We start from the raw sequence: 18,339 nt of genomic DNA, 5'->3' as shown, positions 1-18,339 counted from the left end.
ACGCCGCTCCGCCACGCCCGGAGGCGCCCGCCACACGGCCCCGACCCCCGCGACAAGGAAGTGACCGGCCGGTAGGGTGGCGCCGCACGGAGACGGCGAACCGGAACGGGGCAGGCGGATGACCAGCGGCAGCAGCGGGAACGGCGACGGCACGGGCTTCTTCACCTCGGTCGCGGACGCCGCCGAACAGCTCGCCGCCACCGGCTACCTCGCCTCCACCGCCGTCGCCACCACCGTCTTCCTCGCGGACCGGCTCGGCAAGCCGCTGCTCGTCGAGGGCCCCGCCGGGGTCGGCAAGACCGAACTCGCCAAGGCCGTCGCCGCGATCGGCCGGGCCAGGCTGGTCCGGCTCCAGTGCTACGAGGGCATCGACGAGGCCCGCGCGCTCTACGAGTGGAACCACGCCAAGCAGCTGCTGCGGATCACCGCCGGCCGCGACGAGAGCTGGGACGAGGCCCGCGGCGACATCTTCGGCGAGGAGTACCTGCTCACCCGCCCGCTGCTCACCGCGATCCGCGGCGAGGAGCCGACGGTGCTGCTGATCGACGAGATGGACAAGGCCGACGTGGAGGTCGAGGCGCTGCTGCTGGAGGTGCTCAGCGACTTCCAGGTCACCGTCCCCGAGCTCGGCACCATCACCGCGAGCCGCCGCCCCTTCGTCCTGCTCACCTCCAACGCCACCCGCGAGCTCTCCGAGGCCCTGCGCCGCCGCTGCCTCTTCCTCCACCTCGACTACCCGGACGCCGAGCTGGAGCGCCGGATCGTCCGCCTCAAGGTGCCCGGACTGGACGACACGCTGGCCGAATCGCTGGTCCGGATCGTCGGCGCGCTGCGCGCGATGGAGCTGCGCAAGGCGCCGTCCGTCGCCGAGACCATCGACTGGGCCCGCACCCTGCTCGCCCTCGGCGCGGACACCCTCGACGAGGCGGCCGTCCGCGACACCCTCGGGGTGATCCTCAAGCACCAGGACGACATCCGGAAGGCCACCCGGAAGCTCACCCCGGCATGACCGGCGCACCGCAGCCCGCCGAAGCCGGCACGACGGCAGCAGGCACGACGGCACCAGGTGCCACAACAGCAGGCACGACGCCGGCGCCCGCGACCGGAGCAGCGGGCCCCGCCGACACCGCCGCCCGCCTCACCGGCCTGGTCCGCGCCCTGCGCGGCCACGGACTGCGGATCGGCCCCGCCGAGACCGTCGACGCCGCCGCCGTCCTCGACGTCCTCGGCTTCGCCGACCGTGAGCAGATGCGGGCCGGTCTGGCCGCCGCCCTGCTGCGCTCCGACGGCCAGCGGACCGTCTTCGACGCCACCTTCGACCTCTTCTTCCCCCTCGGCGTCGGCACGCCCGAAGCCTTCCGCACCGACCCGCCGCCGGTGCCCGAGGACCCCGAGCCACCGCGCTTCGGCCGCCCCGACCCGCTCCGCGACGACCTGCGCGAACGCCTCGCCGCCGCCCTCGCCGCCGACGACCGCGCCGCCCAGGCCCGGCTCGCCGGCGAGGTCGTGGAGGCCTTCGGCCGGTACGGCGCCGGCGGCGCGCCCGGCTCCGACGGCTGGTCCGCCCAGCAGGCGCTCGGCCGGATCAACCCGGACACCCTGCTCGCCCGGATCCTCGCCGCCCTGCGCAGCGGGCCGGGCACGGCGGACCTCTCCGACCTCGTCCTCGCCGACGAGGTCCGCCGCCGGATCCGCGACTTCCGCGCCCTGGTCGCCGGCGAGGCCCGCCGGCGGGTCGCCGAGCTGCGCGGCCCCGAGCGGATCGCCGAGCGCGCCGTCGCCCCGACCGCCGACCGGATCGACTTCCTCTACGCCGGCCGCGACCAGCTCGCCGAACTGCGCCGCACCGTCCACCCGTTGGCCCGCAAGCTCGCCACCCGCCTGGCCGCCCGGCGCCGCCGCGCCGCCCGCGGCCACATCGACCTGCGCCGCACCCTGCGCCGCTCCCTCGGCACCGGCGGCGTGCCGCTGCGCCCGGCCCACCGGCTGCGCCGCCCGGCCCGGCCGGAGCTGGTGCTGCTGTGCGACGTCTCCGGCTCGGTGGCGGGCTTCGCCGACTTCACCATGCTGCTGGTGCAGGCGATGAGCGAACAGTTCAGCAAGGTCCGGGTGTTCGCCTTCGTCAACCGCACCGCCGAGGTCACCGACCTGCTCCGGAACGGCGACGACCCGGCCCGGCTGGCCGCCCGGATCCTCGGCCAGGCCCAGGTCACCGGCTACCACGGCAACAGTGACTACGGCTCCGCCCTCGGCGGCTTCGCCGACCACCACCTCGACGCCGTCGGCCCGCGCACCTGCGTCCTGGTGCTCGGCGACGCCCGCACCAACCACCGCGACCCCAACCTCGACGCCCTGCGCCGGATCGCCGGCCGGGCGCGGCGGGTCATCTGGCTCAACCCCGAGCAGGCCTCCCTGTGGTCCACCGGCGACTCCGCCGCCCACGCCTACGCGGACGTCGTCGACATGCACCCGTGCCGCAACGCCCGCCGCCTCGGCGAGCTCATCGCCCGCCTCCTGCCGGTCTGAGCCGCGCCCCCGGCTCCCGGCCCTCCGGGCCGGACCGCCATCATGGCCCCGTGCACGACATCGAGTTCTTCACGTACACCTCCGAGAGGTCGTGGGGCCTGCGCGTCGACGGGACCGACCTGCGCGTCCTCGCCGCGGACGCCGTCCGCCCCTGCTGGCGGCGGGAGGACAGCCACGACGAGCGGACGCCGGAGGACACCGAGGACTTCCTGTTCCACCAGTACGCCGGGATGACGGAGCGGCACCTGGGCGACCCGGTGCGCCACTTCCTCGGCGCCGCCCTCCCGGAGGCCCGGGACCGGCGGACGGGGGCGACCGCCGTCCTGGGCTGTCCGTGCGGCATCTGGGAGTGCTGGCCGCTGCTGACCCGCATCACCGCCGACGGCGGCACCGTCGCGTGGTCCGGCTTCCGTCAGCCCCACCGCCCCGCCTGGGGCGACCTCGCCATCGGACCGTTCGTCTTCCCCTGGGCCGCCTACGGGAACGCGCTCGCGCACCCCGTCCATCTCGCCGAGGATCCGCTCACCGAGCTTCCGCCGCCCGCGCCGCGCACCGGGGCGTGACCGCGGTCCGCCCATGCCTGAAAACCGCGTCCGTGCCCGGCGGACCGACCGGGCCCGGGGCACCGACCCGGCCCGGGGCACCGACCCGGCCCGGGGCACCGACCCGGCCCGGGCGGCCGGCCTGCGGCCGCCCGGGAGCGGGCCGTCAGTCCAGCGAGCCGAGGAAGTCCAGCAGCGCCTCGTTGACCTCGGCCGGGCGCTCCTGCTGCGTCCAGTGCCCGGTGTCCGGGAGCCGGAGGTGCCGGTGCAGCCGCGGCGTCACCTGCTGGAGCAGGTACGCCATCACCTCGCGCGGGACCATCGCGTTGACCAGGTCCTGCTCACCGGTCACGTACAGCGCGGGCGCCTCGATCCGGCGGCCGGTGAACGCCGCCATCAGCTCGTTGTTCCGGTCGATGTTGCGGTACCAGTTGAGTCCCCCGGTGAAGGCGCGCTCGCCGTGCCGGGCGTAGTCGGCCGCGAAGGCGTCGATGTCCGCCTCGGTGAGCCAGCCCGGCAGCCGCGCCGGTTCCGGGACGGTGTCCAGCAGCTTCATGCCCTCGGGGACGACCCACGCCCTCGGTTCCCCGTCGCGGGAGATCCCGCCGAGGATGCGGCGGAAGGAGGACTTGGGGTCGGCCGCCAGCTCGGCGTCGGCCCGGCCCGGCTCCTGGAAGTAGATCTGGTAGAAGCCCTCGCCGAACCGCTCCCGGGACAGCGCCAGCGGTGTCGGCCCGGACGGCAGCGGCGGCACGCTCAGCCCGGCGACGCCGCGCACCAGGTCGGGCCGCAGGGCCGCGGTGGCCCAGGCGACGGGGGCGCCCCAGTCGTGCCCGACCACCACCGCCCGTTCCTCCCCGAGCGCGCCGATCAGCGCCGTCACGTCGCCGACCAGGTGCAGCAGGGTGTAGGCGTCCACGCTCGCGGGCTGCTCGCTGCGGGCGTAGCCGCGCTGGTCGGGCGCCACCACCCGGTAGCCGGCCTCGGCGAGCGGCCCGAACTGGTGGCGCCAGGAGTACCAGCTCTCCGGGAAGCCGTGCAGCAGCAGGACCAGCGGCCCCTCCCCCTGCTCGGCCAGGTGCAGCCGTACCCCGTTCACCTCGACGTCGCTGTGCTTGACGGCCTCGTACGACACGTGGTTCCCCATTCCTCAAGAACGTCCGTCCGTTCCCGAACCTGCCCAGCCGCCCGGCCCCGGAACCCCGCGTCCACCCTCCGGCGGGAAGCAGCCGAGGCCGCCCCGGGAATCCGGGACGGCCTCGGCCTTCGGTTCAGTGACGGAGCGTCAGTTCACCGTGTAGCTGTACGGAATCGCCGCGAGCACCGCACCGGTGGTGTTCAGGACGTTGTTGGTGGTGGCCACCCCGGTCGGGCCGGACACCAGGTACAGCACGCCCTTGACCGTGCTGCCCTTCGGGCCGGTCGGGGTCAGCGTCACCTGCAGCGAGCCGGTGGCGCCGGGGGCGACGGTCACCGGAGTGGCGGCCTGGGCCGAGGCGTTCACCGAGGCGGCGTACGGGTCACCGGTGCTGGAGGCCAGCGCCGGGTCGAAGGCCTGGGTGTGCGCGGTGGCCGTGATGGTGGACGTGCCGGTCGGCGCGCCGCCGGTGCCGAACGGGCCGATCTGCTGGACGAAGGTGCTCCAGTTGCCCGGGACGACCGGCTGCTCGGCGGTGCCGTTGTCGGTCACGACCGAGATGGTGGAGCCGTTCTGGGCCTTCTTCAGGTCGCCGAACAGGTCCGGCGAGCCGGTGGTGGCGCTCAGCTCGATCTGCGCCGGCGTCGAGGACGCCGCCACGGCCTTGAGCTGGTCGGTGCCCGGCGGCACCAGGAAGGACGGCACCGTGGAGCTGAGGCTCAGCGGCAGGTTGACGTTCGCCGAGGCGCCCTGCGGCACCAGCGGCACGTCCACCCGGCGGTCCAGGCGACCGTCGGCCGCGATCTTCTGGGTGGCGACGGTGTTGTTGGTGTAGTTCACCTGGACGGTGACCGGCTTGCCGGCCGCCAGCTTGGTGTGCGCGTCGTTCGGCAGACCGGCCGCGGTGGCCTGGTCCTGGTTGAACGCGACGGTGCCGGTGAAGTCCTGGGCGAGCTGCTGGCCGCTGACCGGGCCGAGCACGTTCAGGACGAACCGCCAGCGGCCGGCGGCCGGGTTGACGGTGGTGGCCGAGACGCCGGCCGCGGTGCCGGTCAGGTTGCCCTGGGCGTCGAACAGGCCGTTGCCCTCGATGTCGATCGGGGTGCCGTTCGGGCTGATCAGCGCGCCCTGCATGAGCAGGTTGGAGTCCTTGCCGACGGTGACGCCGACCCGCAGGTCCTTCTGGCCCTTCGGGACGTCGAAGCCGTAGGTGAAGCCCTGCGTCGGCGAGGCGCTGCGGCCGTTGCCACCGGTGATGGTGCCGGTGAAGGTGCCCTTGCCCTGGTTGACCGGGACGAGGCTGCGCAGCGTGACCGGCACGCTGGTGGTGTTGCCGTTGGAGCTGGAGACGGTGATCGCCTCGCTGGAGTCACCGCTGGTCGCCGGGGTGGTCAGCTGGACCTTGAGGGTCTTGGTCTGACCGGGCTTCAGCTCGGCGGTGCTCGGGCTCACCGCGCCGGCCGGGACGGCCCGCTGGGTGGCGGTGCCGAACTGGACCGGGCCGGTGAAGCCGGCCTTGCCCGCCGGGGTGTAGAGGATCGCGGTCCACTCGCCGGCGACCGGGTGCGGGACGTCCACCAGGCCGAAGTTCGCCGGGGTGGCGCCGCCCTGCGGACGGGTGTTGGTCTCGAAGCGGCCCGACGGGTCGAGCAGCGTCATGCGGACCACCGGGCCGTTGGTGACCGGGTTGGGCGCGCCGTGCCAGGCGATCGACGCCGCGAGGCGGTCGGCACCGGCCGGGACGGTGAACTTGACCTGCTTCTGCACCCAGTCCGTACCGTTGGTGGCGTACTTGAAGGTGTCCGTCGAGGCCGAGTCCAGCTGGACGGTCTGCTGGTTGCTCGCCTGCGGGGCGAAGCTGCGGGTCGCGGCGCTCACCGTCTGGGGCTCGTCACTGGTGTTGGTGACGGACACGTCGGCGGTGTGGGCCGAGCCGGGGGTGCCGGCGATGTCGACCTGGCCGGTGTTGACCACGACGGTGTTGGCGCCGTCGGTGCCGTCCCCGTCGTCGTAGCCGCGGGCGGCCTCGACGGCGGCGCGGACGTTCAGCAGGCCGGCGCCCTGCTCCTCGGCCGGGACGCCGAGGTCGGTGGCGGTGCCGGTGAGGAACTTCTTCACCAGCGCCGGGGCCGGCGAGTCGCCGCCGTGGGTGTCGCGGTAGGCCTGGATGACCAGGGCCGCGGCGCCGGTGACGAACGGGGCGGCCTGGCTGGTGCCGCCGAAGGGCTGGATCGGCGAGGGCTTGCCGTTGAAGCCCGTGCAGTCCTCGTACTTGGCGGTGTCCGGGGTGCACAGCGCCCAGTCCGACTCGCCCGGGGCGACCAGGTCGACGGTGCGGCCGGCCTGGGTGAAGCCGCCCGAGGAGAGCGCGGAGATGCGGCTGTTGCTCCAGGTCTTGTTGGAGAACTGGGCGGCCGCGTAGCCGGTCTGCTGGTAGTTCTGGTTGTCGGTGGAGGCGCCGACCGAGATCACGGACGGGTCGGTCGACGGCGTGCCGACGGTGCCGCTGATGCCGGCGTCACCGGAGGAGACGGCGACGGTCACACCGGCCTTGACGGCCTGCTCGTTGAAGAGCGAGATGGTGTCGTGCGCGCCGCTGTCCGGGGTGACGTTGCCGCCGAAGGACTCGTTCAGCACGTCGACGTGGGCGACCCGCACCGCGTAGTCGATCGACTGCAGGATCGACGAGTTGGACATCAGCTCGCCGCCGGCCTTCAGGGCGACCAGGTCGGCGTCCGGGGCGAGGCCGCGGATGCGGATGTTGCAGCCCGCCGGCAGCGGGTGCGAGGGGTTGACGAACTGCGAGACGTCGTAGACCTGGCGGCCCTGGGCGATGACCGCCGAGGCGTCGCCGAAGGCCTCGGCGGCACCGGTCGGCGCGTCCCAGCCGTCGCCCGCGAAGTCCTTGTAGTCGACGACGGCGTGCGAGCCGTCGGCCCGGATGAAGTCCGGGTTGTTCGGGTCGAGGCCGTCCGCGATGTAGGCGACCTTGACGCCCTTGCCGGTGGCCAGGTTCTCCACGCCGGGCTTGCCGTTGCCGGTGTAGGCCCGGACCGAGTACAGGCCCTCGGGCTCCAGCAGGGGCTTGCTCGGGTCGGAGGGGCACGCCGTGTTGGTCGCGTTCTCCTCCGCGCCCTGGCCGTTGCTGCCCGAGACGGCCTGCGGAGCGGCGGCGGCCTTGGGCGCCTTCGCGCCGGCGGCGTTCGCGGAGTCGGCGGCGTCCTTGGCCTGCTTCGCCTTGCCGGCGGACGCCGGGGCGACCTGGACCTGGGCGTCGGCCACCACGGCGGCGACGGCCGGGTCGGCCTGCAGCTGGGCGCGCAGAGCGGGGCTGACGGTCGCCGAGAAGGCGTTGCCGACCACGAAGGTCTTGATGTCGGTGCCGCCGCCCGCCTTGACCTTGTTCAGCAGCGGCGCCTGCGCGGAGGCGGTCTTCTGCTGACGGGCGCCGAGGTGGCCGTGGTCGGCCGGGGCGTCCGCGATCTGGTCCTTCAGGATCACGATCACCGGTGCCGGGGCCCCGTCCGCGGACGCCGCCTGGGCGTTCTGCGGATCCGGGTTCGGCGCTGCGTCGGCGATGGTCCCGAGGCTCAGGACCATGGACGCGGCGGTGACCGTGACGGCAGCTGTTAGCTGGGCTTTCCGCCAGCCGATCATGGACATCCTTTCGTCTGATGAATGGCTGACGCAATCCAACTCAGCTGAGCGCGATCACGACAAGGGGGTAAATACCCATCAGAAAGTAAAGTTGACCATCACTCAGTAAAATTCGTGGCGGAAATCGGGCCGAATCCGCATCTTTCAGCCGATCGGCCCTGTGCGGAACGGGATGCCGCTGCGCCGGGGATTCCCGTGGCGAACTCCGGACACTGGCGAAACCCCGCCACCGGGTTGACCATTTGTCGACACCACGACGTTCCCTTCCCGCTCCGCCCCGGCCGAAACCGGGCCGACCACGGCGGCCTCCGGGGACGGACCGGGGAGCCGCCGCGCCGCCCGGCCCGCCCCCGCTCCGGATCAGTACCCGGCCAGCCGCTCCTGAGCGTCCGCCAGGTCCTCGGCGGTGGGCGCGTCGTCCTGGGTCAGCCGGTGGCGCCAGTACCCGGTGAAGTCGACCGAGGCCTTGGGCACGCCGCGCTCCTCGACCAGGTGCCGGCGCAGCGCCCGCACCGCCCCGGCCTCCCCCGCCAGCCAGGCGAACGGCGTGCCGCCCGGCAGTTCGGCCGCCCGGACCGCCGCGGCCAGCACCGCGCCCGGGGCGGCGGCGCCCCGGTGCAGCCAGTGCACGGCGAGGTCGGCGCGGCTCTCCAGCGGCTGCTGCTCGGCCGCGTCCGCGACCTCGACGTACGCGAGCGCCCGCACCCCGGCCGGCAGCGCCTCGACCAGCGTCGCGAGCGCCGGCAGCGCCGTTTCGTCCCCGGCCAGCAGCACCCAGTCGGCCGCCGCGGCGGCCTCGGCGTACGGGACCGGCGGGGCGTACTCGGCCGAGGGGCCGACCATCCCGAGCCGCGCCCCCGGCTCGGCCCGCAGCGCCCAGGCGGCGGCCGGGCCGGTGTCGCCGTGCAGCACGAAGTCGATCTCGACCAGCCGGGTGCCGGGCCGGCGGCGGCGCAGGGTGAAGCTGCGCATCAGGGGGCGCTCGGCCTCGGGGATCGCCAGGTAGGCCCGGTACCAGCCCATCGGGTCGTCCTGCCGCGCGGGCAGCACGGGCTCGGTCTGCCCCGGGCGCGGGAAGCAGAGCTTGAGCTGCTGGTCCGGGGCGGTGCCGACGGTGTCGGCGAGTTCCTCGGCGGCGAAGGTGATCCGGGCGGTGCGCGGCGTGGCCCGGCGGACCTCGACGACCTCGACGAACGTGACGGGCAGTGTCATCGGGAAACCCCTTCGATTGGTAACCTTACGGCATAAAGAGTTGCCACGGGAGCGATACTTTACGTCATAAGGAGATGCCGGATGACCGTCTACGCCGGGCAGGGCGACGCCCACCGGTCGCTCGTCCTGCTGTGGGGAGCGCCCGCGGAAACGCGCACCGGGCGCAGCGGCCCCAAACCGGGCCTGAGTGTGGACGCGATCGTGTCCGCCGGAATCGCGGTGGCCGACGCCGACGGCATGACCGCGCTGTCGATGCGCGCCGTGGGCGAACGACTCGGCCGCACCGCGATGGCGCTCTACACATACGTCCCGGGAAAGGCCGAACTGCTCGACCTGATGCACGACCGGGCGCTCGCCGAACTCCCGGCCGGTCCGCCGCCCACGGGCGACTGGCGGGAGGCCGTCACCGCCTGGGCCGGGGACCTGTACGACTGCTACCTGCGCCACCCCTGGGTGCTCCAGGTCTCACAGGCCCGGCCGGTGCTCGGCCCGGCCGAACTCGCCGCGATGGAGAGCCTGTTGCGCGCCCTGCGACCGGCCGACTTGCCCCCGCGGACGCTGCGCGGAGCCGTCGCCGCCCTCTGGCAGTTCGTCCGCGGCCTCGCCGCCGCCACCGCCGACGCCCGCGCCGCCGCGGACGCCACCGGCGTCGCCGACGAGGACTGGTGGATCGAGCGTTCCACCCAACTGGCCGTACTGGCACCGGACTTCGCCGAGCGCTTCCCGCTGCTCACCGCCCTGCAGAGCACCGCCGGCGGCCCACCGGAGGAGAGCCACCGGGAGGCCTTCCACAGCGGGCTCGCCGTCCTGCTCGACGGCATCGCCTCCTCGGGGCCGCCCGCCGACGCGACGGCCGTCGCAGGCTAGACGGCTTCCTCCTCGGACGAGCGCCCCGGCGCCGCGCGTCGCGCGCGGATGCGGTGCGCGGTGCGCAGCCCCTGTTTGGCGGCGGTGGCCACCAGGCCGCCGAGGCTGGTTCCGGCGCGGTCGTGGGCGACGAGGCGTTCCAGCACCGGCAGGGCGCGGTCGTCGGCCGTGGCGCCGAGGGCGCGGGCGACCAGCGCCCGAAGGTCCGGGTCGGGGTCCGCGGTGAGGGCGATCAGGTCGTCCACCACCGGCGGGCCGAAAGCGGCCACCGCCGAGGCGAGATGACCGGCCTTCGGGTTCCGGCGCTCCGTCATGACGAGCCAGAGCGCGGCGAGCGCCTGGTCCCCGCCGAGCTCGCCGAGGGCCCGGGCGGCGCTGCTGCGCACCCAGTGGATCTCGTCGTCCAGCAGGGCCGCCAGGGCGGGTACGGCGGCCCGATCCCCGAGGAGGCCGAGCGCCTCGCAGGCGCCCTCACGGACCATCGGGTCCGGGTGCTCCAGCAGGGCCGTCACCAGCGGAACGGCCCGGTGGAAGCCGAGTGCGGCACAGGCGAGCGCCGACCACCGCACCCCGCCGTGCCCGGTGTCGGCGAGCGCGCGCAGCAGGCCGGGTTCCAGGCTCTCGTCACCGAACAGGTCGATCCGGTTGAGTGCCTTGGTCCAGACCGTGACGTCCTGGGTCCGGTGATCGGCGGCGACCTCGGACAGAGCCGTCAGCGCCTGCGGATGGCCCAGTTGGGCCCACTCCAGCAGCGCGTCGATCGCCCGCAGCCTCGTCGCGCGGGCCCCGCGCAGCTCGGCGGCGTGGACGGTGACCAGGGACGCCGGCCCGTCGGGCGGGGGGCCGAGCGCATCCCCCAGCGGGCCGGCGAGCGGCGGTTCGGACTCGCCGAGCCGCAGCGCGAGGGGGCCGATCCGGGTGCCGACGTCCGCGTCGTAGAGACCGTCGGCGCACAGGTTGGCGGCCAGCTTGGCGACCGTCCGGAACAGGAGCCGCGCATCGCCCGACGGGTCGTCGGCGAGGGCGTCGAGCCGGCCGGACATCGCCGCCGCGACGGCGGCCGGTGGACGGCCGGCGGCCCCCAGCACCGCCTCCGCCCACGCCGGCGGTGTGCCCTGGCGCTCGTACAGTTGGCGGCCCCAGAGGCGGAGGACGGCGTCACGGTGGTCGGTCATCCCGGGATCGTTCCAGCAGGGATGCCGGCGGCCAACGGGTTTTCCGTCCGGCCCGGGGTCCGGCCAGAGTCCTGCACCCCACGACATCAAAACGTAACGTTTCCGTGAAAAGTCGTCAGGCGTAAAGTCTTCCCCAAGTCCTCCCCCATCTGGCATGTTTCCTTCAAATCCCGTGCGATCCCCTCACACCCACGGGTCGAATCGGAGGACACGTGTCACCCCTGATATCCCGGCGGCTCGGCCGCCCGGCCGCCGCCCTCGCCGTTCTCTCGGCCATGGCGCTCGCCACCCCCACGGCACTCGCGACCGCCGCCCCCGCGAACACCGCGCCCGCCGCCCCCGGCGGCGTCACGGCGCCCGTCGCCCCGGCGGCCGCGCAGGCCCCCGCCGCCGTCACCGCCCCGGCCACCGCCGCCGGCTGGGCCGCCGGCACCCGCGCCTACCTGGTGATCAGCGCCCCCGCCGACATCGCCGCCGCCAAGACCGCCGTCGCCGCCAAGGGCGGTACGGTCTTCGCGAGTTACGACGCGATCGGCGTCATCGTCGCCCACTCGACCAGCGCCGGCTTCGCCGCCGCGCTGCGGACCGTCAGCGGCATCCAGCAGGTCGGCGCGACCCGCACCTCCGACGTGCCGGCCGACGCCTACAACCCGGCCCTGCCCGCCAACCCCGCCCAGTCGGCCACCACGCTCACCGAGTCCAACCGCTGGGACATGACCCAGATCAAGGCCGACCAGGCCTGGAACGTCACCACCGGCTCCCCGTCCGTCAAGGTCGGCGTGCTCGACACCGGTGTGGACGACCAGCACCAGGACCTCGCGCCGAACTTCGACGCCGCCGACTCGGCCTCCTGCGCGTACGGCAAGGCCGACACCCGCACCGGCGCCTGGCGCGACGTCGACACCCACGGCACCCACGTCGCCGGCACCATCGCCGCCGCGAAGAACGGCAAGGGCGTCGTCGGCGTCGCACCGGGCGTGAAGATCGCCTCCGTCCGGATCGCCGAGCCCACCAGCACCCTGTTCTACGCCGAGAACACGGTCTGCGGCTTCGTCTGGGCCGGCGACCACGGCTTCAAGGTGACCAACAACAGCTACTACACCGACCCGTGGCAGTTCAACTGCCCGGACGACCTCGACCAGGCGGCCATCATCGAGGGCGTCAAGCGCGCCCAGGAGTACGCCGAGGCCAAGGGGTCGCTGCAGGTCGCGGCCGCCGGCAACGCGAACTACGACCTGGCGAACAAGACCACCGACACCGAGAGCCCGAACGACTCCACCAAGGTCACCCGGACCATCAGCAACGCCTGCCTCGACATCCCCACCGAACTCCCCGGTGTGGTGACCGTCGCTGCCACGGGCAGCGGCAGCGGCAAGGCCTCCTACTCCAACTTCGGCCGGGGCGTCATCGACGTCGCGGCGCCCGGCGGCGACGGCGCGACCGGCGTCTACTCGACCCTGCCCGGCGGCAAGTACGGCACCAAGAGCGGCACTTCGATGGCCTCCCCGCACGTCACCGGGGTGGCCGCGCTGATCGCGAGCACCGACCCGACGCTCACCCCGGCCGACATCCGGGCCCGGCTGGCGAGCCAGGCCAACGACCTGGCCTGCCCCGCGTCGGACAGCCGCTGCACCGGCACCACCGCCGTCAACTCCTTCTTCGGCGAGGGCCAGGTCGACGCGCTGAAGGCGGTCAGCGGCACCACCCCGCCCACCGGCACGTACTTCGAGAACACCACCGACGTGGCGATCCCGGACAACACCACGGTGGAGAGCCCGATCACCGTCACCGGCGTCACCGGCAACGCCCCCGCGACGCTCAAGGTCGGCGTGGACATCAAGCACACCTACCGCGGTGACCTCGTCCTCTCCCTCGTCGCCCCCAACGGCACGGTCTACCTGCTGGAGGACTTCCCGAACAACGACAGCACCGACGACGTCGCCAAGACCTACACCGTCAACGCCGCCGCGAGCACGGCGAACGGCACCTGGAAGCTCCGGGTGAAGGACGGCGCGGCCGGCGACACCGGCACGATCGACGCCTGGAACCTCACCTTCTGACCCACCGGACCGACCCCCGTGCTCCGACCCCCGTGCTCCGCCGCCCGCCGCCCGAGCGCGCCGGCCGGCGGAGCACGGGGCGTTCCGCTCCGGCACCGCCCTCGATCGTGTGCGGCCGACGCCGGTTCCGGCAGCGGCCGACGACGGAACGTCAACCCCCGTGGCGGGAGCGTCCGCGCGTGGCCCTAGCCTGTGGTGCTTCCGGGACTCATGGGAAGGCGGACGCGGTGCTGAGCGGCACGATCGTGGCGGGGCGGTACGTCATGGACCGCCCGATGGGCGCGGGTGGCATGGGCGAGGTCTGGGCGGCCCAGGACCAGCTGCTCGACCGGCGGGTCGCGGTGAAGCTGCTGCACCGGACCACCGGGGACGGCCGGGAGCGCTTCCTGCGCGAGGCCCGGGCGGCCGCGGGGCTGCAGCACCCGGGGATCGTCGTGGTCCACGACTTCGGCGAGTTCGAGAACGCGCCCTTCCTGGTGATGGAGCTGCTGGAGGGCCGCTCGCTGGAGGCCCGCCCGGACGACGGCCCGGTCACCGTGGGCTGGGTCGCCGAGGTCGGCGCCCGGGTGGCCGAGGCGCTGGCGACGGCCCACGCGTCCGGGCTCGTCCACCGGGACGTCAAACCGAGCAACCTCTTCCTCACCGCGGACGGCGGCGTCAAGCTGCTGGACTTCGGCCTCGTGCACGAGCGCCCGCAGCCCGCCCAGGACGGTCCGCAGCAGGCCGACCACACCATCGCCGCCGGCACCCTCGCCTACATGGCCCCCGAGCAGTACCTCGGCCGGAGCGTCGACGCCCGGGCCGACCTGTACGCACTCGGCGGCACCCTGTACGCCCTGCTGGTCGGGCACCCGCCGGTCCGCGGCCGGGCAGACCGGGTGCAGCCCGCCCCTCCGCCGCGCCTGCGGGACGAACGGCCCGACGTGCCCAGGGAGCTCGACCTGCTGATCGGCTCCCTGCTGGCGCGCGACCCGGCGCGCCGCCCCGCCGGGGCCGCAGCGGTCGCCGAGCAGCTGTGGAAGGTGGCCGGGCGCCACGGCCGTCGCAAGGCCCCGCAGACCGTGGGGCCCGTCCCCAAGCAGAGGAAGCAGGCCAGGAACGCCGTCCTGTTCAGCGCGGGTGTCCTGGTGGTCGCCGTGATCGCGATGCGGCTGGTCTCCGACCCGCCCTTCGGCTCGTCCGACGACTCCGCGGCCCCGGTCCGGACCCCGAACCACCCGACGGCCTCGGCACGTCCGGCGCAGCTGAACCCCGGTGACTGCATCGACTACACCGCCCCGGTCGGCCCGGCGGAGGTCAACCTGAACACCCCCGTCGGCTGGCAGGCGGTCGACTGCGGCCGACCGCACCAGGCGCAGGTCGGCAAGGTCCTCACGATGACCCGGCCGACGTCGGCGTCGCAGTGGAACACCGCCCTGGCCGTGCTCGGCGCCGGCTGCACCGGCGTCGCCCTGGACGCCGAGTCCGCCCACCCCGGGCAGCACCTCGCCCGGGCGGTGCTCGGCCCGTCCGAGGCCGACTGGTTCTCGGGCGCCGAACGCTTCGCCTACTGCACGCTGCACCCGCGGGACGGCGGCCCGCTCACCGTCGACGTCCGGCCGACGGCGGGAAGCTAGGACGGGCCCCGGGACGCCGGCACCGCCTCAGCCGCGCCGGGCGGCCGGTATCGCCAGCAGGACGCCGAGCGCCAGCAGGACGGCGTACCCGGCGGTCTCGTGGCCGTGCGGCACCAGGAGGCGGACGAAGCCGAACAACCGGAAACCCCCGAGCCAACCGGACAGCAGGCCGGAGGCGCCGCCGAGGATCAGCACGAAACCGAGGTAGCCGAGCAGGGTCTTCATACCCCCGAGCCTAGGAATCCGCCACCGCACGGTCATCCGACTTTCGGCGCGGCCCGGCACCACCAAAGTCGCGCACGGCGGCGCCGGGAGAAGGCGCCGGGAGAAGGCACCGGACGGAGCAGCAGGCACGGCGGCCGGACGGCGGCCCGGGTACGTTCGCGGTGTGCAGCCCAAGTATGTGCAGCCCAAGTGTGTGCAGCAGAAGCCCCCGTACGTCACCCGGGCCGCGGCCGGCGCCGCCGCCACGGTGCTGGTTCTGGCCGCCGGCACGCCGATGGCCCTCGCGGCCCTCATACGCGGCGGCGGCGGCACCGGCCTCGTCGGCGTCGTCGGCGGGGAGCGGCTCGGCAGCCCGGACGTCCAGGTCGCACCGCTCGCCGGAGCGCCCGCGCTGCCGTCCGAGCTGAGCGGCCGGTCCTGGCTGGTCGCCGACGCCGGGACGGGCGAGGTGCTCGCCGCCCGCAACGCCCATCTGCAACTGCCGCCGGCCAGCACGCTCAAGATGCTGTTCGCGGACACCGTGATGCCCAAGCTCGACCGCTCGCTGGAACACCGGGTCACCCCGGCCGAACTGGCCGACGTCGGCGCCGGCAGCAGCCTGGTCGGCGTCAAGGAGAACCTGTCGTACCGGGTCGAGGACCTCTGGCGAGGCGTCTTCCTCGCCTCCGGCAACGACGCCGTGCAGGTCCTCGCCCACATGAACGGCGGCGTCAAGCAGACCGTCGCCGAGATGCAGGCCCGCGCCGGAACGCTGCAGGCCGGAGACACCAAGGTGGTCTCCCCCGACGGCTACGACATGGACGGCCAGGTCTCCTCCGCCTACGACCTCACCCTCTTCGCCCGCGCCGGGCTGCGCAACGCCGACTTCCGCTCCTACTGCGCCACCCGCACCGCGCGCTTCCCCGGCGGGCTGGACACGCTCACCGGCCAGCGCACCAGCTTCGACATCGCCAACACCGACAAGCTGCTCGGCAAGTACCCGGGCCTGATCGGCGTCAAGAACGGCTACACCACCAACGCGGGCGCCACCTTCACCGGCGCCGCCGAACGGGGCGGCCGCACCCTGCTGGTGACGGTGATGCACCCCGAGGCGAACGGCAAGGTCTACGACGAGGCCGCCGCCCTGCTCGACTGGGGATTCGGGGCGCTCGGGAAGGTCCAGCCGGTCGGGCAGCTCGTCGAGGACACCGGCGCACCGGCCGCGTCGGCGGGCCCGTCGGCAGGCGCCTCGGCGGGTCCCTCGGAGGCCCCCGGGGCCCCGGAGGCCGCAGCCGCCTCCCAGCTGCCGCCCTGGGCCCAGCCGCCCGTCATCGGCGGCGACGACCCCGGTGCCGCCCCCGCCGTCTGGACGGCCGCCGTCCTCGGCACCGCCCTCGCCGTCTGGGCCGGCGTCCGCACCGCCGCGCTCCGCCGCACCGCACCCGCCCACGCCCCGGCCGGCGCCGGCGCGGCGCACCGCGGCGGCGGCGCGACCGCGGTGGGCGGCGCCACCGGCGTCGGCGGCCGCGGCCACCGGCGGCTGACCCGCCGCGCCCGGGCGCTGCTGCACACCGGCCGCACCCGCCGGCCGCGCTGAGGACGCTGACCTGCGGCGCGGTCCACGGCCGGTCGGCACGGCCGACGGCCGATCCCCTCTAGAATTCCGGCCATGACCACGCCCGACCCCTCCGCCTCGGACCGGCTCGCCCGGATCGTCCAGCTCTCCTCCGGGAGCTACCTGCTCGTCACCACGTACAAGAAGGACGGCACGACCGTGCCGACCCCGGTGTGGGTGGTCCGTGACGGGGAGGCGCTCGGCATCTGGACCGTCGCGGACTCCTGGAAGGTCAAGCGGATCCGCAACCGCGCCGACGTGCTGGTCGGCCCGTGCGACGTCAAGGGCCGGCCGACCGGTGACCAGTACCCGGCGACCGCCGAGATCCTCGGCCCCGAGCGCACCGCCGCCTACCGCACCCTGCTGCGTCAGAAGTACGGCCTGCTCGGCGTGCTCACCCTGCTCGGCAGCCGGCTGCGCCGCGGCGAGCGCGGCACCGTGGGCATCCGGATCACCCTGGCCTGACGACACCGCCTGACGACGTCACCTGACGGCACCGGCCTCATCACCGCGACCCGACCACTCCCCCATCGCACCGATCCGACCGACCCGGCGGATCGGTGCTTTGCCATGCCCGCGGGCGGATCTCCGGACCGTTCAACAAAGTGAAACCTCATGCCGGAGGCGGAGTCACGCAGCCCAACTTTTGGCACCATTTGTCGGGATTTTGTTGGCGAAATGCCGTCACTCCAGCACCGGCATTTTCAATCAATGATTGACAGCAGATCAGATTGCGGATGACTATGTGACCGCACCTCCGCGGCGCCGGGCCTTCGGGCCCGGGCTTCACAGCGGGCACGCCGCACACCGGGCGCCGCCCCGAACGCTCCCCCGGATGCGGCGGCACAGGTACGTTCACCCCGCTCCGCGCGCGACACGGCACGGCACGCCCAGCCGCCGCGGATCACCCCTCCACCGACCCGAGGAAGAACCGTCATGCCCGAATCCACCCGGAGAACCGCCCCCTTGTTAGTCATGGGCATGACATTCGTTGCCCTCGGCCTCGGCGGGTGCGCCGCCACACCGGCCGGACACGGCACCGCGGCGGCCTCCGGCCCCCCGGCGGGGAGCGCCGCCACCACGGCGCCTCCGTCGGCGACCGCTCCGGCGTCACCGACACCACCGTCTGCCTCTGACAGCGCAGTTGATGTTCCATCAGCTCTTCCCGCAGCGCCGGCGTTCGTCGCACCGAGCTCCCTGCCGGCCGGCCCCCGGACCGGCGCCGACCCGGCACCGAAGCCCGCACCGCCCGCACCACCGCCGGCGATGCCCGCCGACAACGGCGCCGCACCGGCCGACCCTCCGAGGAAGACCGGACTCGATGCCCAGTTCAGCGGGCTGCCAGCCGAGTTGAAGACCGGCGGGACGCCCGTCGAGTTCTCCGTGATCCTCACCGACCGCACCGGCAAGGCGCTGGCCGCGGCCTCCCCCTCGCTCGTGCTCTCCGGCCGGGGGATCACGAGCACCCTGTCCCGCCTCGACCCGGCGACCGGCACCTGGCTGCCGGACTCGGCAACCGACACGGGTGCCGCCCCGATCGGTGTCGATCCGACCGCCGCTTCCTATGCCGTCCCGGCCGGCGGCTCCCTGACGATCCGGTACCGGATCGCGGTATCGGCCGGCTCGCGGCCGCAGCAGTCGCGGACGTCCCTCTCCGTCGTCGGCGCCGACGGCTCCCAACTGGCAGCCGCCACGCAGTCCGTCGCGCTCACCGCGGGCTGACCGGT

Annotated in this window: 15 protein-coding genes; 10 read left to right on the top strand and 5 right to left on the bottom strand. The window is 74.2% G+C overall.

Annotated elements, in window-relative coordinates:
• The first annotated feature begins 118 nt into the window (after positions 1-118).
• From ACIRST_RS04935 to ACIRST_RS04925, 3 genes are read left to right on the top strand one after another with little or no spacing between them, the layout of a single operon-like run.
• Positions 119-1,009 carry an AAA family ATPase gene (locus ACIRST_RS04935; protein ID WP_402800104.1) on the top strand — a complete coding sequence of 297 codons (891 nt, stop codon included), beginning with the start codon at positions 119-121 and terminating at the stop codon, positions 1,007-1,009.
• Complete coding sequence (locus ACIRST_RS04930; protein WP_402800103.1) at positions 1,006-2,526, top strand: VWA domain-containing protein; 1,521 nt, start codon at positions 1,006-1,008, stop codon at positions 2,524-2,526. The genes ACIRST_RS04935 and ACIRST_RS04930 overlap by 4 nt, the downstream gene beginning before the upstream one ends.
• A gap of 50 nt (positions 2,527-2,576) precedes the next feature.
• Positions 2,577-3,089, top strand: a complete 513-nt coding sequence (locus ACIRST_RS04925; RefSeq protein ID WP_402800101.1) for a hypothetical protein — start codon at positions 2,577-2,579, stop codon at positions 3,087-3,089.
• A gap of 145 nt (positions 3,090-3,234) precedes the next feature.
• Here ACIRST_RS04925 and ACIRST_RS04920 read toward each other — a convergent pair whose 3' ends face one another.
• Together ACIRST_RS04920 and ACIRST_RS04915 are read right to left on the bottom strand one after the other, a co-directional pair.
• Positions 3,235-4,215 (bottom strand): alpha/beta hydrolase, encoded by a 981-nt coding sequence (locus ACIRST_RS04920; protein WP_350525358.1) that lies wholly within the window; start codon positions 4,213-4,215, stop codon positions 3,235-3,237.
• Between the two features lie 138 nt (positions 4,216-4,353).
• A complete protein-coding gene (locus ACIRST_RS04915) occupies positions 4,354-7,806 on the bottom strand; it encodes a S8 family serine peptidase (RefSeq protein ID WP_402800099.1) in 3,453 nt (1,150 codons plus the stop codon).
• Between ACIRST_RS04915 and ACIRST_RS04910 the strand changes: the two genes are divergently transcribed.
• Positions 7,805-7,972, top strand: a complete 168-nt coding sequence (locus ACIRST_RS04910) for a hypothetical protein (RefSeq protein ID WP_396552074.1) — start codon at positions 7,805-7,807, stop codon at positions 7,970-7,972. The two genes, ACIRST_RS04915 and ACIRST_RS04910, sit on opposite strands and share 2 nt — an antisense overlap.
• A gap of 251 nt (positions 7,973-8,223) precedes the next feature.
• On the opposite strand, the gene ACIRST_RS04905 is transcribed toward ACIRST_RS04910, so the two are convergent.
• Positions 8,224-9,075 (bottom strand): siderophore-interacting protein, encoded by an 852-nt coding sequence (locus tag ACIRST_RS04905; protein ID WP_402800097.1) that lies wholly within the window; start codon positions 9,073-9,075, stop codon positions 8,224-8,226.
• An 81-nt stretch (positions 9,076-9,156) separates the two neighbouring features.
• Between ACIRST_RS04905 and ACIRST_RS04900 the strand changes: the two genes are divergently transcribed.
• Positions 9,157-9,942, top strand: a complete 786-nt coding sequence (locus ACIRST_RS04900; RefSeq protein WP_402800095.1) for a TetR/AcrR family transcriptional regulator — start codon at positions 9,157-9,159, stop codon at positions 9,940-9,942.
• Here the strand turns inward: ACIRST_RS04900 and ACIRST_RS04895 are convergent.
• Complete coding sequence (locus tag ACIRST_RS04895) at positions 9,939-11,117, bottom strand: HEAT repeat domain-containing protein (RefSeq protein ID WP_402800093.1); 1,179 nt, start codon at positions 11,115-11,117, stop codon at positions 9,939-9,941. The genes ACIRST_RS04900 and ACIRST_RS04895 overlap by 4 nt on opposite strands.
• A gap of 275 nt (positions 11,118-11,392) precedes the next feature.
• Between ACIRST_RS04895 and ACIRST_RS04890 the strand changes: the two genes are divergently transcribed.
• Together ACIRST_RS04890 and ACIRST_RS04885 are read left to right on the top strand one after the other, a co-directional pair.
• On the top strand, positions 11,393-13,177 hold the full coding sequence (locus ACIRST_RS04890; RefSeq protein WP_402800152.1) for a S8 family peptidase: 1,785 nt from the start codon (positions 11,393-11,395) through the stop codon (positions 13,175-13,177).
• A 227-nt stretch (positions 13,178-13,404) separates the two neighbouring features.
• Positions 13,405-14,793, top strand: coding sequence for a serine/threonine-protein kinase (locus tag ACIRST_RS04885; protein WP_402800090.1), 1,389 nt, complete (start codon positions 13,405-13,407; stop codon positions 14,791-14,793).
• Positions 14,794-14,820: 27 nt separating this feature from the next.
• Here the strand turns inward: ACIRST_RS04885 and ACIRST_RS04880 are convergent, their stop codons facing one another.
• Positions 14,821-15,018 (bottom strand): hypothetical protein, encoded by a 198-nt coding sequence (locus ACIRST_RS04880; protein WP_350526818.1) that lies wholly within the window; start codon positions 15,016-15,018, stop codon positions 14,821-14,823.
• Between the two features lie 274 nt (positions 15,019-15,292).
• On the opposite strand from ACIRST_RS04880, the gene ACIRST_RS04875 reads away from it, so the two are divergent.
• From ACIRST_RS04875 to ACIRST_RS04865, 3 genes are all read left to right on the top strand, one after another.
• Positions 15,293-16,594, top strand: coding sequence for a D-alanyl-D-alanine carboxypeptidase family protein (locus ACIRST_RS04875; RefSeq protein WP_402800150.1), 1,302 nt, complete (start codon positions 15,293-15,295; stop codon positions 16,592-16,594).
• A 72-nt stretch (positions 16,595-16,666) separates the two neighbouring features.
• The gene (locus tag ACIRST_RS04870; protein ID WP_402800088.1) at positions 16,667-17,077 is read left to right on the top strand and encodes a PPOX class F420-dependent oxidoreductase; all 411 of its coding nucleotides are present in this window, start codon (positions 16,667-16,669) and stop codon (positions 17,075-17,077) included.
• 801 nt (positions 17,078-17,878) lie between these two features.
• Positions 17,879-18,334, top strand: coding sequence for a hypothetical protein (locus ACIRST_RS04865; RefSeq protein WP_350526820.1), 456 nt, complete (start codon positions 17,879-17,881; stop codon positions 18,332-18,334).
• Positions 18,335-18,339: the final 5 nt, after the last annotated feature.

The organism is Kitasatospora sp. NPDC101447 (assembly GCF_044767225.1).
Classification (GTDB): domain Bacteria; phylum Actinomycetota; class Actinomycetes; order Streptomycetales; family Streptomycetaceae; genus Kitasatospora.
The sequence above is the reverse complement of the archived record's forward strand: the minus strand, read 5'-3'. Positions and strand labels throughout refer to the sequence as shown.

Excerpts from the sequence above, each read along its gene's own strand:
- ACIRST_RS04910 (WP_396552074.1), top strand. The coding sequence starts at position 7,805 with ATGGACGCGGCGGTGACCGTGACGGCAGCTGTTAGCTGGGCTTTCCGC.
- ACIRST_RS04865 (WP_350526820.1), top strand. The coding sequence starts at position 17,879 with ATGCCCGCCGACAACGGCGCCGCACCGGCCGACCCTCCGAGGAAGACC.
- ACIRST_RS04895 (WP_402800093.1), bottom strand. The coding sequence starts at position 11,117 with ATGACCGACCACCGTGACGCCGTCCTCCGCCTCTGGGGCCGCCAACTG.
- ACIRST_RS04905 (WP_402800097.1), bottom strand. The coding sequence starts at position 9,075 with ATGACACTGCCCGTCACGTTCGTCGAGGTCGTCGAGGTCCGCCGGGCC.
- ACIRST_RS04870 (WP_402800088.1), top strand. The coding sequence starts at position 16,667 with ATGACCACGCCCGACCCCTCCGCCTCGGACCGGCTCGCCCGGATCGTC.
- ACIRST_RS04935 (WP_402800104.1), top strand. The coding sequence starts at position 119 with ATGACCAGCGGCAGCAGCGGGAACGGCGACGGCACGGGCTTCTTCACC.
- ACIRST_RS04930 (WP_402800103.1), top strand. The coding sequence starts at position 1,006 with ATGACCGGCGCACCGCAGCCCGCCGAAGCCGGCACGACGGCAGCAGGC.
- ACIRST_RS04890 (WP_402800152.1), top strand. The coding sequence starts at position 11,393 with ATGGCGCTCGCCACCCCCACGGCACTCGCGACCGCCGCCCCCGCGAAC.
- ACIRST_RS04920 (WP_350525358.1), bottom strand. The coding sequence starts at position 4,215 with ATGGGGAACCACGTGTCGTACGAGGCCGTCAAGCACAGCGACGTCGAG.
- ACIRST_RS04875 (WP_402800150.1), top strand. The coding sequence starts at position 15,293 with ATGGCCCTCGCGGCCCTCATACGCGGCGGCGGCGGCACCGGCCTCGTC.
- ACIRST_RS04900 (WP_402800095.1), top strand. The coding sequence starts at position 9,157 with ATGACCGTCTACGCCGGGCAGGGCGACGCCCACCGGTCGCTCGTCCTG.
- ACIRST_RS04880 (WP_350526818.1), bottom strand. The coding sequence starts at position 15,018 with ATGAAGACCCTGCTCGGCTACCTCGGTTTCGTGCTGATCCTCGGCGGC.
- ACIRST_RS04915 (WP_402800099.1), bottom strand. The coding sequence starts at position 7,806 with ATGGTCCTGAGCCTCGGGACCATCGCCGACGCAGCGCCGAACCCGGAT.